Source organism: Streptomyces sp. PU-14G, assembly GCF_041028275.1.
GTDB lineage: Bacteria > Actinomycetota > Actinomycetes > Streptomycetales > Streptomycetaceae > Streptomyces.
Genome location: NZ_JASKYT010000195.1, coordinates 1 through 16285 on the forward strand (window position 1 = coordinate 1; position 16285 = coordinate 16285).

At 74.4% G+C, this 16285-nt stretch carries 9 protein-coding genes and 1 pseudogene; 4 read left to right on the forward strand and 6 right to left on the reverse strand.

The features are described from left to right. Window positions 1–166: 166 nt before the first annotated feature. A complete protein-coding gene (locus AB8Z75_RS21530; protein WP_369204439.1) occupies window positions 167–1258 on the reverse strand; it encodes a cation diffusion facilitator family transporter in 1092 nt (363 codons plus the stop codon). Window positions 1259–1585: 327 nt separating this feature from the next. Here AB8Z75_RS21530 and AB8Z75_RS21535 point away from each other — a divergent pair, with 327 nt between their 5' ends. From AB8Z75_RS21535 to AB8Z75_RS21545, 3 genes are all read left to right on the forward strand, one after another. Further along, window positions 1586–4192 (forward strand): glycoside hydrolase family 3 protein, encoded by a 2607-nt coding sequence (locus tag AB8Z75_RS21535; RefSeq protein ID WP_369204441.1) that lies wholly within the window; start codon window positions 1586–1588, stop codon window positions 4190–4192. A 306-nt stretch (window positions 4193–4498) separates the two neighbouring features. Next, window positions 4499–5068 carry a transglycosylase SLT domain-containing protein gene (locus AB8Z75_RS21540; protein WP_369204443.1) on the forward strand — a complete coding sequence of 190 codons (570 nt, stop codon included), beginning with the start codon at window positions 4499–4501 and terminating at the stop codon, window positions 5066–5068. 209 nt (window positions 5069–5277) lie between these two features. Then, on the forward strand, window positions 5278–5715 hold the full coding sequence (locus tag AB8Z75_RS21545) for a DUF6098 family protein (protein ID WP_369204455.1): 438 nt from the start codon (window positions 5278–5280) through the stop codon (window positions 5713–5715). Between the two features lie 131 nt (window positions 5716–5846). Here AB8Z75_RS21545 and AB8Z75_RS21550 read toward each other — a convergent pair whose 3' ends face one another. Then, window positions 5847–7247: an FAD-binding oxidoreductase gene (locus AB8Z75_RS21550; RefSeq protein ID WP_369204445.1), complete on the reverse strand. Its 1401-nt coding sequence runs from the start codon at window positions 7245–7247 to the stop codon at window positions 5847–5849. A gap of 64 nt (window positions 7248–7311) precedes the next feature. Beyond that, the gene (locus AB8Z75_RS21555) at window positions 7312–9072 is read right to left on the reverse strand and encodes a helix-turn-helix domain-containing protein (protein ID WP_369204447.1); all 1761 of its coding nucleotides are present in this window, start codon (window positions 9070–9072) and stop codon (window positions 7312–7314) included. A 362-nt stretch (window positions 9073–9434) separates the two neighbouring features. On the opposite strand from AB8Z75_RS21555, the gene AB8Z75_RS21560 reads away from it, so the two are divergent. Beyond that, a complete protein-coding gene (locus AB8Z75_RS21560; protein WP_369204449.1) occupies window positions 9435–10520 on the forward strand; it encodes a branched-chain amino acid aminotransferase in 1086 nt (361 codons plus the stop codon). A gap of 19 nt (window positions 10521–10539) precedes the next feature. On the opposite strand, the gene AB8Z75_RS21565 is transcribed toward AB8Z75_RS21560, so the two are convergent. From AB8Z75_RS21565 to AB8Z75_RS21575, 3 genes and pseudogenes are all read right to left on the reverse strand, one after another. After that, a complete protein-coding gene (locus AB8Z75_RS21565) occupies window positions 10540–13635 on the reverse strand; it encodes an FAD-dependent oxidoreductase (RefSeq protein ID WP_369204451.1) in 3096 nt (1031 codons plus the stop codon). After that, a complete protein-coding gene (locus AB8Z75_RS21570) occupies window positions 13632–15152 on the reverse strand; it encodes a GH1 family beta-glucosidase (protein WP_369204453.1) in 1521 nt (506 codons plus the stop codon). Before AB8Z75_RS21570 ends, AB8Z75_RS21565 begins: the two co-directional genes overlap by 4 nt. After that, a pseudogene (locus AB8Z75_RS21575) lies at window positions 15149–16285 on the reverse strand (hypothetical protein); the annotation flags it as partial. The pseudogene AB8Z75_RS21575 and the gene AB8Z75_RS21570, both read right to left, overlap by 4 nt.

Below are 16285 nucleotides of genomic sequence, written 5' to 3' on the forward strand. Positions count from 1 at the left end.
GTGGCGCACGCCCCGGGCGGCTGACGCGTGAACCTGGGGACTGCTCCCAGAGTGCCCCACCCCGCCCGGCCCCAGCAGGGGCCGAACGGCCCCTCTCCGAGCTCCGGGGCCGGGGGGTCGGCGGTCAGTGCCGGGCGGTCGGCGGCCAGTGCCGGCCGACCGCGGATCAGTGTGGGTGCGGCCCGTCGTGGTGGACGGGCCCGTGGGGGCTGTCGCAGTGCCTCGGGCCCGCGCCGACAGTCGTCAGCGCGTGGGCACCGGACGGCAGGTCGTCGGCGTGGTCGATCTGGAGCGTGGTGTGGGTCAGGCCGTACGCGTCGGCCAGCAGCCTGTGCAGGTCCCGGCGGACCCGGTGGCAGTCGCCGCCGGGCTCGACCAGCACGTGCGCGGAGAGTGCGGGCTCACCGGAGGTGATCGTCCAGATGTGCAGGTCGTGCACTTCGGTCACCGCGTCGGCGGCTGCCAGGTCGTCGCCCACCGCGTCCGGGTCGAGGCCGACGGGCGCCGCTTCCAGGAAGATGCGGCCGGATTCGCGCAGCAGCCCGTAGCCCGCCTTCAGCATCAGCGCGACGACCAGCAGCGTGGCGATGGCGTCGGCGCGGGCGAAGCCGGTCACCACCACGACGAGACCGGCGACGGCGGTGCCGATGAAGGCGAAGAGGTCGTTGAGGATGTGCTGGTAGGCGCCCTCGACGTTCAGCGAGGAGCGGTTGGCGCGGGAGAGGCACCAGGTCGCCAGGAGGTTCACCACGATGCCCACCAGGGCCGTGGTGACCACCATCCAGCCCGTCACCTCGGGCGGGTCGAGTAGCCTGCGCACCGCCTCGTAGCCCAGCCACAGCGCGGCGAGTACCAGGGTGAGCCCGTTGGCGTGTGCGGAGAGGATCTCGGCGCGTTTGAGGCCGAAGGTGTAGCCGCCGCGCGCGGGCCGCATGGACAGCCGCATCGCGACCAGTGCCAGCACGATCGAGACGGCGTCGGTGAGCATGTGGGCCGCGTCCGACAGCAGGGCCAGCGAGCCGGCCAGTACGGCGACGGCCGTCTCGACGACGATGAAGACGCAGATGAGGGCGAGCGCCAACGACAGCCAGCGGCTGTCGGCCCCGGCCGAGACACCGTGCGTGTGTCCGGCGTGGCCGTGCTGCCCGTGGCCGTCCTGCCCGTGACCGTGCTGCCCGTGCTGCCCGTCGGTCGACTGCTGCTGCCCTGGCTCCTTGCGGCCGGTCGTTCCGTGCCCGTGCTCGTGACTCCCGCTCACCGTCGATCCTCCCCATCGGCATGCCGCTCGCGTGGCTCCGGCTGCCTGAAGTGAAACCCACAGCGCCAAAAGGTGCAAAGGTTGCATCGGTGACCGTTGTCAATACCGTTAAGACCCCTCTGACCTGCGGTTTCTTCATGATTCTCGTTGTCGTCGCGGGCCTCGGTGCTCCCGTGTCCGCGCCCGCACGAGGCGGCGCCTGCGGCCTTCGACGGCTTTCACGGGGCCCGGTGGGACCGGATCTGAGAGGCTGAACACAGCCAGTGAGCGACGTGAGCGATGTGAGCGACATGAGCGGTGCGAGCGACATGAGCGGTGTGAGTGGCTGTGAGTAGCAAGAACCCCGGTTCCCCGAATGGTTCCCCAAGGCCCGACCAGACGCGCGCCGCCGTGGAGGCCGCGCTCGCCCGGCTGGACCTGGCCGCCAAGGTGGCGCTCCTCGGCGGTACCGACATGTGGTCGCTCGACCCCGCGGCGGCCCGGGCGGAGGCCGGCTTCGGCCGCCTCGTCTTCTCCGACGGCCCGGCCGGGGTGCGGGGCGAGGGCTGGACCCCCGAGGACCCCAGCGTGGCCCTGCCCTCACCCACGGCCGTCGGCGCCACCTGGGACACCGAGGCCGCCCGGTCCGCAGGGCGGCTGCTGGCGCAGGAGGCCCGCCGCAAGGGAGCCCACGTCGTGCTGGCACCCACCATCAACCTGCACCGCACCCCGTACGGCGGTCGCCACTTCGAGGCGTACTCCGAGGACCCGGAACTGACCGGCGTGCTGGGCGCCGCACTGGTCGCGGGCGTCCAGGAGGGCGGGGTCGGCGCCACTCCCAAGCACTACGTGGCCAACGACGCCGAGACCGACCGCTACACGGTGGACGTGCGCGCCGACGGCCGCACCCTGCGGGAGCTGTACCTCGCGCCCTTCGAACGAGTGGTGCGTACGGCCAGGCCTTGGGCCCTCATGGCCGCCTACAACAGCGTCAACGGCGTGACCATGAGCGAACACGACGTGCTCGTGGGCGGTGTGCTGCGCGGCGAGTGGGGCTTCGACGGCGTCCTGGTCTCCGACTGGACCGGAGCCCGCTCCACCGTCGGCTGCGCCCTCGGCGGCCTCGACCTGGCCATGCCCGGCCCTGACACCGTCTACGGCGAGCACCTGGTCGCCGCCGTCCGCGAGGGCAGGGTGGCCGAAGAGACGGTCGACGCCCTCGCCCGGCGGGTGCTGCTGCTGGCCGCACGCGTCGGCGTCCTCGGTGACGTCCCGCCCGCCGTCCCCGCCGAAGCGCTGCCCGCCCCACTGGACGGGCCCGCCACCGTGCGTGACCTGGCCACCCGCTCCTTCGTCCTGCTGCGCAACCAGGGCGCCGCGCTGCCGCTCGCCGAGGGCACCGCCGCCCCCGATGCCGCCCCCGATGCCGGTGCCGGAGCCGGTGCCGCCCCCGGTGCCGGCGACGCCCCGCCCGGCCGCCGGATCGCGGTCAGCGGCCTGCACGCCTCCGTGCCCCGGTTCGGCGGCGGGGGCAGCTCGCAGGTCTTCCCCGCACGGGTCAGCACCCCGCTGGACGCGCTCCGCGCCGCGCTCCCTGACGGGACTGAGCTCGTCTACGAACCCGGGCCCGACCCCCGCACGCGTCTCGGACCCGCGACCCACGCCGACGGCTTCCGGCTGACGGCCGTCCTGCACGGCCTGGACGACGCCGAGCTCGCCCGCGCCGACCAGCGGGACGGGAGCGTCCGCTGGATGGGCGGCCTGCCCGGCGGTGCCTCCTTCTCCGACCTGAGCCGCGTCGAGCTGACGGGCACCTTCACCCCGGCGTGGAGCGGCACGCACCGGCTGGCCGTCAGCGGCGTCGGCCACTTCCGGCTGGAGGCGGGGGAGCGGGTGCTCTACGACGGGGAGCTCCAGCCCGAGAGCGAGGACCCGGCGGCAGCGTTCCTCAACCCTCCGCAGCGGGTCTTCCTCCTCGACGCGGAGGCCGGGGCGAGAGTCCCCGTGCGGCTGGTCCACTCGGTCTCCTCCCACGGCGTCGGCGGCCTGTTCGGACTGATCTCCTTCGCGCTCGGCTATGGCGCCCCCGCCGTGCCCGAGGACGAGCTGATCGACCGGGCCGTACGGGAGGCGGCGTCCGCCGACACCGCACTCGTCTTCGTCGGCACCACGGACGAGTCGGAGAGCGAGGGCGTCGACCGCGACACCCTGGCGCTTCCGGGCCGTCAGGACGATCTGGTCGCCCGCGTCGCCGAGGCCAACCCCCGCACCGTCGTCGTGGTCAACGCCGGGGCGCCCGTGCTGATGCCCTGGCGTCACGACGTCGCCGCCGTACTGCTGTGCTGGTTCCCTGGCCAGGCGGGCGGTGACGCGCTCGCCGACGTGCTGCTCGGCGCGGCGGAACCCGGCGGCAGGCTGCCGACCACCTGGCCCGACGCGGAGGACGACCTGCCCGTCCGCCAGGTCGTCCCCGGCCCCGACGGGCAGCTTCCGTACGCCGAGGGCCCCCGCATCGGCTACCGCGCCTGGCGGCGGGCCGAGGGGCCGCAGCCCGCCTACTGGTTCGGCCACGGTCTCGGCTACACCACGTGGGAGTACGAGTCCCTGAACATCACCGGACGCGGCCCCGCCACGCCGGGTGACGACCCGTACGCACCCGTCGCCGACGTGGTCGTCCGCGTCCGCAACAGCGGCTCCCGCCCCGGACGCGAGGTCGTCCAGCTCTACCTCGGGCCCGACGGTGCCGACCGCAGACTCGCCGCGTTCGCCGTCGTGCAGGCCGCCGCCGGCGCCTCGGCGGAGGCCAGGCTGACGGTCCCGCTGCGCGCGGTGCAGGCCTGGGACGACACGACGCTGACCTGGCGGCCCCAGCCAGGGCCCGCCACTTTCGCGGCGGGGCGCAGCGCGGCCGACATCCGCCTGACGGCCGAGCTGGAACTGGCCGTTCAGGGCTGAATACCGCCGACGGTGTGTGAGGGGTCTGCGAGCTGTGGGTGAGGGCGGCGGGGGCCGCGTGTGAGGGCACCCATAGGGGCCAGATCACATACGAAGCACTTTCGGATGTCCGATTTGCCGGGATCGAGGAGGTGGCAGTGGAGTGGCCTGCGGGGCTGGGCGAAGGGGACGAAGCGGGRTAGTAGGTCACATTGTTGTCGGGGTGGGGAGCCGGTCCGCAGGGTGGGGCCCAGGTCGCGACGAGAGCCGGGCACACCGCCCGGAGGCGCGGCCGGATGTGTCCCCCCTCGAAAGGCATCCGCTCGCATGCGTACTGCTCTGCGCACCACCAAGCTGACCACCGGCCTGACCGTCCTGGGTGCCGCCGGTATCGCCACCACCGCCCTGGGCGGCACCGCCCACGCCGCCACCGGGCCCGAGACCAAGCCCGCCACCCACGCCGCCGCCCAGGCCACCGACAAGGACGACAAGAAGACGGCCAAGGACGACAAGAAGGCCGACGAGGCCGACAAGGCCGGCGAGAAGAAGGACGAGGGCGAGGGCGGCACGTCCTACCCGGACAACCTGGACGGCTGGATCCGCGAGGCCAAGGCCATCATGGACAAGCACGACATCCCCGGCTCCTMCGCGGGCATCAAGCGCAACATCATCYGCGAGTCCGCCGGCGACCCCAACSCGGTCAACAACTGGGACGTCAACGCCCAGAAGGGCACCCCCTCCAGGGGCCTGCTCCAGGTGATCCAGCCCACCTTCGACCAGTACCACGTCAAGGGCACCCCCGACAAACTCACCGACCCCGTGGCCAACATCGTCGCCGCCTGCAACTACGCAGCCGACCGCTACGGCTCCATGGACAACGTCGACTCCGCCTACTGAGCAAAAGGCAACCCAGCCGACACCACACACACGCCCACGCAGCGCATGCGACACCCCGAGCGGGTGGGAGGAGCACCCTCCCACCCGCTCGACGCGTTACGGGTGGGGAGGGCAGGGAACTCGGGCGTCGTCAGTCGTGGGGTGGAAGGGAGCAGGGCGGTGGCCCGAGTGTCGAGAAGTGGAGGGACACGGTGACGGAGAGGTGGTCCATGCCGGTCTTCTCCTCGCTGGACGCCCTCAGCGATCTCGTCACGCAGCGCGGTCAGCTCTTCGTACGCTGGTCACGCGGGCCTGCGGTGGATCTGCAGCGGGGATCGAGCATGGACGATCTGACGGGAGCCGCCATGCCGGGGCTGTCCGCCAGTCCGCTGGACGTGGAGGAGTGGTGGGCCGGCCGCCCGGTGCGGGTGTGGGTGGCCCGGCGCCTGTACGACTATTCGCATCTGCCCCGCGTCAGGGACGCTCGCACGCGTCCGTGGGTGCTGACCGGCGAGGAGTTGGGGCGCGGGCCGGACAACGAGCCGTTGGTGCGCCATGTCTGCCCCCTCGGCTGGATCGCCGGACAGGTCATCGCGGAGGCGAACGACATCGTCACACGTCAGCCGGGCAGGTGGGGCCCGATCCGCCGGGACGGCACGGCGCCCTGAGCAGGAACCGGCACCGCGCCCTGAGCGGGGACCGGCACCGCGCTCGGAGCGGGAACCGGCACCGCGCCGTGAGCGGAAACGGCACGGTGTCGTGAGCCGGAAGGAATCGCTCTGCCCGGGCCGGGCGACCGTCAGCGGGCGGTGCCCACGACCTTCCCCGGGTTGAACAGACCGAGGGGGTCGAGCGCGTCCTTGACGGCGTGCTGCACCGCACAGACCTCGGGGCCGAGTTCCCTGGTCATGCCGTCGCGCTTGAGCAGTCCGACGCCGTGTTCCCCGGTGACGGTGCCGCCGAGCGCGACGGCGTCGGTGAGCAGTTCCTCGAAGGCGGTCTGGGCGGCTTCGCGGGCCGCGTCGTCGCCGGGCGGGGTGATCAGCAGCGGGTGCAGGTTGCCGTCCCCCGCGTGCGCGATGGTGGCGATACGTACGCCGTGCCGACGGGCTGTGGCCTCGGTGCGGGCCAGCATCTCGGGGACGGCGGAGCGCGGGACGCAGATGTCCTCGGTGAGGACGGGGCCGAGCCTCTCCAGCGCGGGGTAGGCGAGCCGACGCACCTCGAACAGCGCCTCGGCCTCGGTGGGGTCGGTGGAGCGCTCCGCCCACAGGGCGCCGCTCCGGGTGAAGGCGTCGGCCACCGCAGCGGCCTCCTCCTCGCCTGCCTGGCCAGGGGAGTCGACCCGGGCCAGCAGCAGGGCGGCGGCGTCCGCCTCGATGCCGAGGTGCTTCCACTCCTCGACCGCCGTCATGCAGGCGCGGTCGAGGAGTTCGAGTGCGGCGGGCTGGAGTCCCCGGCGGGTGCACAGGGCCACCGCCTGCCCGGCCGAGACCAGGTCGTCGAAGGCGCCGACGACGGTGTGGGGGGTGCCGGTGGGCGCCCGGCGCAACCGCAGGGTGATCTCGGTGATGACGCCGAAGGTGCCTTCGGAGCCGGTGAACAGCCCGGTCAGGTCGTAGCCGCTGACCCCCTTGGCGGTGCGGCGGCCGAACCGTACGGCGGTGCCGTACGCACCGGCCGGGCCGCCCATGACGGCTTCGAGGCCCAGGACGTAGTCGCGGGTCACGCCGTACTTGAGGCAGCACAGGCCGCCCGCGTTGGTGGCGACGTTGCCGCCGATGGTGGACCAGGGTGCGCTGGCCGGGTCCGGCGGGTACCACAGCCCGTGCTCGGCGACGGCGGCCTTGAGATCGTTGTTGACCACCCCGGGCTGGACAACGGCCAGCAGGTTCTCCGCGTCGATCTCCAGGACGCGGTTCATCCGGGACAGGTCCACCACGAGGCAGCCGTCGCTGGCGTTGGCACCGCCGGAGAGGCCGGTACCCGCGCCCCGGGTGACGACCGGTATCCGCCGGTCGGCGCAGACGCGTACGGCGGCCTGCACCTCGGCGGTGGAGTGCGCACGCAGTGCGGCCAGGGGTTTTCCCGCCGGGGCCCACTCGGCGTCGTCGGCGGCCAGGGTGGCCAGGACGTCGGGGTCGGTGACGAGTGCGCTGTTCGGCAGTGCGGCGGTGAGCGCGTCGAGTGCGGTGTCCACACCCGTGGACGCTAGTGCCGTGGCGGGCCGGTGACCATGGGGACTTTCTCCAGTACGGGCCCGCTCAGGTGGGTGGTTCCCCCAGGGTTCGGGAGAGGCGGTGCAGCCGGAGCGCCAGGTGGGTGTCGAGGGCCCGGTCGCCGTGCCGCCAGGTCTCGCCGAGCTGTTCGGCGATGCGCTCCAGGCGCTGGTAGAGGGTGTTGGGGTGGATGGTGAGGGCGGCGGCTGTGGCGGTGTGGCGGCGGCCTTGGGTGAGGAAGGCGTCGGCGGTGCCGGTCAGGTCGGTGCGGTGCCGCGCGTCGTGGTCGAGGAGGGGGCCGATGGTGGCGCGGACGAAGCGCTGCGCGTCGGCCCGGCCCGAGGCGCTGAGCAGGTAGCGGTAGGGGCCCAGGTCGGCGGGTGCCGCGCGGACGTCGGCGCGGTCGAGGGCGTGGAGGACGGTCAGGCAGGCGGTGGCGTCCCGGTGGGCGGCGGCGAGCCCCGCGACGCCGTGTGCGGGGCCGCCGAGTCCGGCGGTGGCGCCGGTCAGCTGGTCACGCAGCTCGTCGGGGCGGGTTCTCAGGACGCCGACGGCGCGGCCGAGCACCACGCCGCTCAGCCCGCCGTCGCGGGCTGCCAGCCGGGCCAGGGCGGGCGCGCTGCGGGGGTCGGCGACGGCCACGGTGTGGCTGCGGGCGAGGTCGAGGCCACGGGTACGGGCGCGGCGTTCGAAGGCGGGGGTGTCCTCGACCTCCCCGGCGACCAGTTGTTCGAGCAGTTCGGCGGCGGAGCGGCGTTCGGCGTCGGTGGCGGCGCGCTCGGCGGCGACCACCAGGGCGATCGTCATGGCGGCGCGCTCCAGCAGCCGGTGGGATTCCTCCTCCAGCGGTGTGCTCGTGCTGACGCGCAGAGTGCCGAAGCGCACTGCGGAGGAGGAGACGGGCACCGTGCGGGTGCAGCGGCCGGTTCCGCCGGATACCGCCGCGCCGTCCCGGGCGGTGGCCACGGTGCGGCCCGCCTCGTCCTCGAAGCTGACCGTGCCCTCGACCACCCGGGAGAGGCCGGTGACCACCTCGTCCACTCCCCCGCCGCGCAGCGCGGCCCGCAGCAGGTCCTCGTGCAGGGCGACCGCGCGGTCGACGGTGGTGACGTGGTCGCGCAGCCGCTCGATGAGGCGGGCGTTGTCGATCGCGACGGCGGCGTAGGCGGCCAACGAGGACAGCAGGGAGGTCTCCTGTCCCGTGAAGGACCGCACCCGGCGCTGGGCGACCATCAGGACGCCGAGCGTCTCACCGCGCAGCCGCAGGGGCGCTCCCAGAATGGTGCGCAGCCGCTCGGCGCGGGCCACGTCGTCCACGCCCGGCGCGTGGGTCAGTCCGGTGTCGTCGAGGTAGTCCGTGCTCTGCACCGGCTCGCCGCGCTCGACCACGCGTCCGGCGAGCCCGCTGCTGGGCTCCAGTACGATGCCGCGCAGCCGCGGCCCTGTGGAACCGTCGGTCACCTCGATGGTCATCGTCCCGTCCGCACCGGACAGCGCGAGGTAGGCGACGTCCACGTCGAGCAGGCGCCGCGCCTGGGCGACGCTCTCCTGGAGGAGCGCCCCACGTTCGTGCGTGCCGGTCAGCCGCAGCGCGAGATCACCCAGCGCCGCCTGTTCCCGTGCCCGCTGCTGGCGTTCGCGCAGCCGGGAGCGGAGCCGCTCGGCGCGTAGCGCCTCGGCGGCGACCCGTTCCCGTTCGGCCTCCTGGGTGGCCGCCGCCAGCCGCCGCTGCCGCAGCGCTTCGTACGCCGTCGGCTCCGCGTCCTCCAGCAGCAGCTGCAACCACGACTCGGCCCTCCTGTCCACGCCGCCATGCTCTCACCGGGCTCACCGGCTCACGGCGACCGGGCGCCGAGGTGGTGCGGTGGGGGCTCGTCCTGCGGGCCTTGGTCCGGGAAGGGGGTGCCACTGCCGGCAGCGTGCGGGCCGCGGGCGGGCGTGGCTTGTCGCGCAGTTCCCCGCGCCCCTTCAAAGCTGTTCCTCGACGTCGGGGTGGACGCCGGGCAGGCGGGGCCCGCCGCCCCCGGTACCGCATCCGCGCCCACCCGCGGTGACGTACCGCTTAACGGTCATTAACATCTCCTCTGACGCCGGTGCGCGGCGTCCGCACATCCGCACACCGGCGGCCCCCGCCGCCGTGACCGCCGCAACGGCGTGAGGAGTTGGCCGTGGCCTCGAACTACCCACTGACCCCGACGGAGAGTCCGACTCCGGCGGCGGATCGCGAACGCATCCTCGCGGCACCGGGATTCGGCCGGTACTTCACCGACCACATGTCCACCGCCGCCTGGACCACGGACCGCGGCTGGCACGACCACCGTGTCGGCCCGCTGGAGCCCTTCTCCCTCCATCCCAGCGCCGCTGTGCTGCACTACGCGCAGGAGATCTTCGAGGGGCTGAAGGCCTACCGGCACGCCGACGGCAGCGTCTGGCTCTTCCGGCCGGAGGCGAACGCGGCACGCTTCGCCCGCTCCGCGCGGCGGATGGCTCTGCCGCAGCTCCCCGAGGAGGACTTCCTCGCGGGGGTGGAAGCGCTGGTCCGCGCCGACGAACCGTGGGTCCCGGTGCCGGGCAACGAGGAGAGCCTCTACCTGCGTCCGTTCATGTTCGCCTCCGAGGCCTTCCTCGGCGTGCGGCCCGCCACACGGATCGTCTTCTCCGTGATCGCGAGCCCCGCCGGCCCGTACTTCCCGAGCGGCCTCACCGGCGTCACCCTGTGGGTGACCAGCACCTACTCCCGGGCGGCCAGGGGCGGTACGGGCGCCGCCAAGTGCGGCGGCAACTACGCGGGCGGGCTGGCCGCCCAGTTGGAGGCCGAGGAGCACGGCTGCGACCAGGTGCTGTATCTCGACAGCGCGGGCGAGGGCAACCTGGAGGAGTCGGGCACCATGAACCTGTGCCTGATCACCGCGGACGGCCGCCTGATCACCCCGCCGCTGGGCACGATCCTCGAAGGTGTCACCCGCGACACCCTCCTCACGCTGGCGGCCGAGACCGGGCTCACCTGCCAGGAGCGCGCGGTCACCATCGAGGAGCTGCGCGCGGGCGCCGCCGACGGCACCGTCACCGAGGTGTTCGCCGCGGGCACGGCCGCCGTGGTCACCCCGGTCGTCGGCTTCAAGGGCGACGGTTACGCGTTCACCGTCGGCGACGGCGAACCCGGCAAGCAGACGGCGGCCCTGCGCACGCGGGTGCTGGACATCCAGTACGGCCGCGCCGAGGACACGCACGGCTGGCTGCACCGCGTGCTGTGACGCCCCGGGCGGCACAGGGTCACGCGTGCTGCCGTCGGGCTGCGGCCATGCGGCGCGGCAGGTCAGCCGTGTGCGGGTCCCAGCCGGGTCCCGGTGGCGCGGACGTCGGGGGGTGGGCGGCCAGGTGGGCCGCCCACGCTGCGGGGTCCTTGCCCAGGTCGGCTCCGGTCAGGGCGGTCAGACGGGTGTGGGCCTGTTCGGCCAGCAGGGCGCGGTTGTCCGTCAGATAGCGGATGAGGACGCGGTAGCCGTCGCCGGCGCCGCAGGCCGCCATGGCCCGGCCGAGGCCCAACTCCAGCAGCGCGCGCCTCTCCTGCACGTCGTCCGGCTCCACCAGGGGGCCGCTGCGCTGCTGGCCGCGCAGGGCCGGCCGGCCGTGCAGCGCCTCCAGAAGGGGCACCGCCGCCGGGTCACCCAGCCGCTCCGCACCCGCGCAGACCGCGTCCACCCACGCGAACGGGGACCTCACCGGGTCGCGGAAGGCCTCCTCGTCCGCGTCCACCAGCTCCGCGACGCGCCGCCAGAGGGCGAGCACGCCCGGCGCACGGGCGAAGGCCAGGGTGTGCAGCAGATAGACCTCGTCGGGCATCGCCGACTGGTCCGGCGGCAGCTGTGCCTCGCGGATGCGGGAGGTGCGCGGGGGCAGCACGTCTCCGGCGAGCCGGCCCGCCAGGTGGGTCAGCAGCTCCTTGGCGCCCTCCGGACGGCCGCGCAGCGCCAGCAGTTGGGCCAGCAGCAGCCGCACCCGAACCGCGGGCTCCCGCGCGAGGGCCTCGGCCAGGGCGCTGGTGGTGCCGGCGCGGGTGTCGAGTGCCAGCAGGACGAACGGTATCCGCCCGTGGAAGACCTCGCGGCGTCCCATGTCGGCGTAGGTGTACAGGGGCGCGTGGGACGCCAGTTCGCGGATCAGCTCCGCCGTGTCCCGGGCGGCGTCGTCGGGTGGCGTCGCGTCCAGGGCCTGCGCGGGCAGCCGGCCGCGGCGGACCAGCTCCGTCTGGAGGCCGGCGACGGGAAGCTCGTCAGGCGCCACCCGGCCGGCGGCGCAGCGGGCGGCGGCCAGGCCCGCCACGTGGCCGAGGTTCTCCATGTCGGCCTGCATCCGCAGCGCCGGCAGGGCGTCGTGCGTGGCCGACAGCGCCTTGCCCGCCACGAGCAGGCCCGTCACGCCGCGTGGGAGCAGGGCGCGGTAGGGCACTTGGACCAGCAGGTTCGGCGGGATCAGGCCGAGTTGGGGCCACAGTGCCTCGCCCTTGCCCTTGAGGTCGTGGTTGGAGAAGTGCACGCTCACCACGTCGGGCCAGCGGCGCCCCGTGAGCTGGTCGGTGAGGGTGAGTACCGCCTGGCCGCGCAGATGGCGGGACTCGCGGCCCGCGGGCGCCGGGGCGTGATCGTGCATCCGGCGGCCACGGCGGCGTGCGGCGAGCACCGCGCGGGTCACGTCGACGACGTTGGTGGCGTCGGCGAGGCCGCCGAAGTCGTTGCGGGACACGCCCGGTGCCTCGATCCGGCCCAGCGACGACCACATGGCGGTGTGCGTCGCCCCGGCGCCGTACGCGCAGGGCGCGCCGGCCCACGCGGCCAGGTCGGCGTCACCCGTCGCGTCGACCACGACGCGTGCCCGCACGGCGAACGGCCCCCGCTCCCCGGCGAAGACAGCGCCGACGACCCGGCTCCCCTCGCACAGCACCGCGCACGCCCGGGCGCCGTACACGCTGTGCGCACCCGCTCGGTACAGGGCCTCGTGGAGGGCGAGCGCCTTGGCCTCGACGGCCCAGCGGCCCACACCGCCGCGCAGGCCCAGCGCGCGGTGGGTCCGGTGCACCTGCTGGCGCAGCCGCGCCGCCCAGCCCTCCCTGCGGCCGAACCAGTAGCTGGGCACTCCGCCGTAGGTGCCCGCACCTCCCGGCCCGGGACCGGCCTCCACCAGCGCGACGCGGGCGCCCTCCTCCGCCGCCGTCCAGGCGGCGGAGGCGCCGCTGGGACCGCCGCCCACCACCAGGACGTCCACCGTGCCGCCGAGCGGTATCCCCACTTCCGCCACCCGCTCGCGCGGATACCTGCGGCCACGCTGCGGGGCGTCCTGCTCCCCCGTCCGCAGCGTGGCCGGCGACGGACACGGGAGGGAGACCGGTTCGGCGAGGGCACACGGTGGCGAGGCGGCGGGGGCGGCACTCGCTGCGGAGGCGGCGCTCGTGGCGCGGGCCGCGTTCATGGCGCGGGCGAGGTCCATGCCGTGCGTGACGGCCGCGAACGGGTCCAGCAGCGGAGTATCGACAGCCGTGGCGGGCGGCGGGGCGAGCGCACACCACACCCCGGGACGTACGGGCTCGGGGCGGAGGGGCCGCGGAGCGGCACGGGCAGCCAGTGGACGGGTGCCGAGCGCACCCAGGACGGCGTGCCGGAAGGCCGGGTGTCCGCGCAGCAGGGCCCCGGCCGCACGCAGCGCGGACCACCGGTCTCCTGCGGTGGCGAGCAGCGCGTAGAGATGGCCTTCTCCCCGGCAGCCGGCCACGAACCGCGCCCCGGCGGCCGACGGGTGCCGGACCAGCCGCGCCGCCTCCCCCGCCACCTGGTCGAACTCCACGGACCAGACGCCTCCCCGGCTCGCCCCGCCCACTCGCCGTCCGTGGCCGTGTACCACCGGGTGGCTGCCGGTGGCGTCCAGCAGGAGCCGGCAGCGCACCAGTTGCCGCCCGGACTTCCCCGCGATCACCACCCCGCGCGGTTCGCCTGCCGCCGCGTGGTGGAGCGCCAGCGGATCGACGCCGTACAGCACCTGGCCGCCCGCGGCCGTCAGCGCCTCCTCCAGGTGGAGCTTCCAGGCGGTCGGGCGGAGCGGGAGATGCCTGCCGGGTGCCGCGTCCGCTGGCAGCAGCCCGGCGAGCAGCGGGGGCGGTGGGGCGCCGTCTTCGGGTGTGGTCAGCCACGGGCGGTTGGCGGCCGTCAGGTCGCTCCCCAGCATGTAGCCGTGTTCCAGCACCACGACCCGCCGGCCCGCGGCGGCCAGTCCGACGGCTGCCGCCACACCTGTCAGGGTGCCGCCGATCACCGCCACGTCCACGTCGAAGAGGACGGGCAGCTCCCTGCCGGCCAGCCGCAGCCCGCCGCCGCTCACGGCACGTCCGGCGCGGCCGACACGCCCGGGGCGGCCGGCACACCCGAGGCGCCCGGCACATCCAGCGCAGCCGACCCACCCGACCCATCCGGCCCGTCCGACCCGTCCGGCACGTCCCGTGCGGGCACGGTGCCGGTGGCGGCGACGCGCGCGTACCAGTGGCCGCTGTCCTTGAGGGTACGGGTCTGTGTCGTCCGGTCGAGGTGGGCGAGCCCGAAGCGGGGCCGGTAGCCCATCGCCCATTCGAAGTTGTCGACGAGGGACCAGTGGTAGTACCCCTCCACCGGCGCCCCCGCCTCCCGGGCGCGGTGTACGGCGTCCAGGTGGGCCCGCAGGAAGGCGGTGCGCCGCGCGTCCCCGACCCGGCCGTCCGCGTCGGGTTCGTCGTTGTAGACCGCCCCGTTCTCGGTGACGAGCAGGGGCGTGCCGGGGTAGTCGCGGTGCAGGCGCAGCAGCAGGCGGCACAGGTCGTCGGGGACGACCTCCCAGCCGGTGTCGGTGCGCTCCACGTCCGCGCGGCCCGGCTCGACCTTCCACGGCCACGGTCCGTCGCCGTGGCGCGCCGAAACGATGCGGCGGGTGTAGTAGTTGACGCCGATGAAGTCGCTGCCGGAGCCGATCAGCGCCAGGTCGCCGTCGTGCACGAAGTCGAGCGGCCCGGTGACCCGCTCCCAGTGCCGGCGCATGTCGTCCGGGTAGCCGCGGCCGTGCGCCGGGTCGAGGAACCAGCGGTTGACGTAGCCGTCGGAGGCGCGCGAGGCCGTCTCGTCGGCCTCGCTGCGGGGGTCGAGCGGGGTGTGCGGAAAGAGGCTGTAGGCGATTCCGGCGCGGGAGTCAGGGCGCCCTGCCGCGCGCAGTGCCTGCGCGGCGAGGCCGTGGCCCAGCAGCAGGTGGTGCATGACGCGGACGCTGGCCGCCAGGTCCTTCTCGCCGGGGGCGTGGAGGCCGAGCTGGTGGCCGAGGACGCCCACGATCCACGGCTCGTTGACGGTGACCCAGTCGCGTACCCGGTCGCCGAACTTCTCGAAGCAGACGGCGGCGTACTCGGCGAAGCGTTCCGCCGTCTGCCGGGACCGCCAGCCGCCCTGGTCCTGGAGTGCCTGCGGCAGGTCCCAGTGGTAGAGGGTGACCAGCGGGTCGATGCCGCGCTCCAGAAGGCCGTCGAGGAGGCGGTCGTAGTGGGCCAGGCCGCGCGGTTCGACGCGGCCACTGCCCTCGGGGAGGATGCGCGGCCAGGCCAGGGAGAAGCGGTAGGCGTTGAGGTGGAGCGCGGACATCAGCTCCAGGTCCGTCTCGACGCGGTGGTAGTGGTCGGCCGCCTCGTCGCCGGTGTCGCCGTTGTCGACCGCGCCGGGGACGCGGCAGAACCGGTCCCAGACGGAGGGGCCGCGCCCGTCGGCCTCCACGGCTCCCTCCACCTGGTAGGCGGAGGTGGCGGCGCCCCAGCGGAAGCCGGGCGGGAAGCGCAGCGCGCCGCGCGAGGTCTTCTCGGTCTCGGACAGGTCGTCGCCGGTCATCGCAGCTCCTCGAACTCGGGCAGGTCGCGGGCTTGTTCGCAGGCGTAGAGCAGGACGCCCGCCGACCAGGCGTGCGAGAGGGTCAGCAGCATGCCCTTCGCCTGGAAGCACTCGGTCTGGTAGAAGCGTTCGCTGACCATGCCCCGGTAGGCGTTGAAGTCGCCGTCGGTGCGGGCCACGAACTGGCGGAAGCAGTCGAGGTTCTCCCGCGCGGTGGTCAGGTAGTGGGGATCGTTCAGGTGATGGGCCAGCCGCACCCACTCGGGCAGGCAGATCAGCCCGAAGGAGTGCAGGTGCTGGTTGGAGGGGGATGCCTGGTCGCCGCCGCGGGTGCGGAAGCCGTAGGCGCCGAGCAGGGTGTGCGGTGCGAAGGTGACGTCGTAGCTGTAGCGGAAGGTCAGCGTCCAGTCGGCGGCCCGGCGGGCCAGCTCCAGCCAGCGCGGGTCGCCCGGGTCCGCCTCGTGCAGCAGCGTGTAGGCGATGACGGCGTTGTACCCGTCCTCCGAGGTGGGGGCCAGGGAGACGTCCTCGGGGGCGCCGCACAGGAACTCGGCGCGCAGGTCGGCCGCGAAGGCGCTTCCGGCGTGGCGCGCCGCAGCCAGCCACTCCGGCTCGCCGAGCGCGGCGGCGGCCTCGGTCAGCGGCGCGATCCACGCCAGTCCGGCGCTGCCCTCGTAGGTCAGCGGAGCGCCGGTGTCGCTGTGGTGGGCGGCGGCCAGCCGCCCGTCGTGGGACCGCCGCCCGTCGTGGGCGGCGGCGAGGTTGGAGCGCACGGCCCGCTCCCAGCCGGGGTGGTCGTGGCCGCGGGCGCGCTCGGCGACGAGCGCCCGCAGCAGGAAGAGGGTGGCGTCGCCCAGGGTGCGGGAGTGCAGCCGGTGCGGTTCGGGTGTCCAGCCGGCGCTCCAGCCGCCGCGCGCTCCCCACTGGCCCCAGAACGTGCCGCCGGGCGCGAGGTTTTCCGCTATGTGGTCCAGCACGCCGACGGGTGCCCAGCCGGCGCTCCAGCCGCCGCGCGCTCCCCACTGGCCCCAGAACGTGCCGCCGGGCGCGAGGTTTTCCGCTATGTGGTCCAGCACGCCGACCGCGGCCTCGGCCATGCCGGTGTCGCGGGTGCGCCGGGCGTGCAGGAGGAG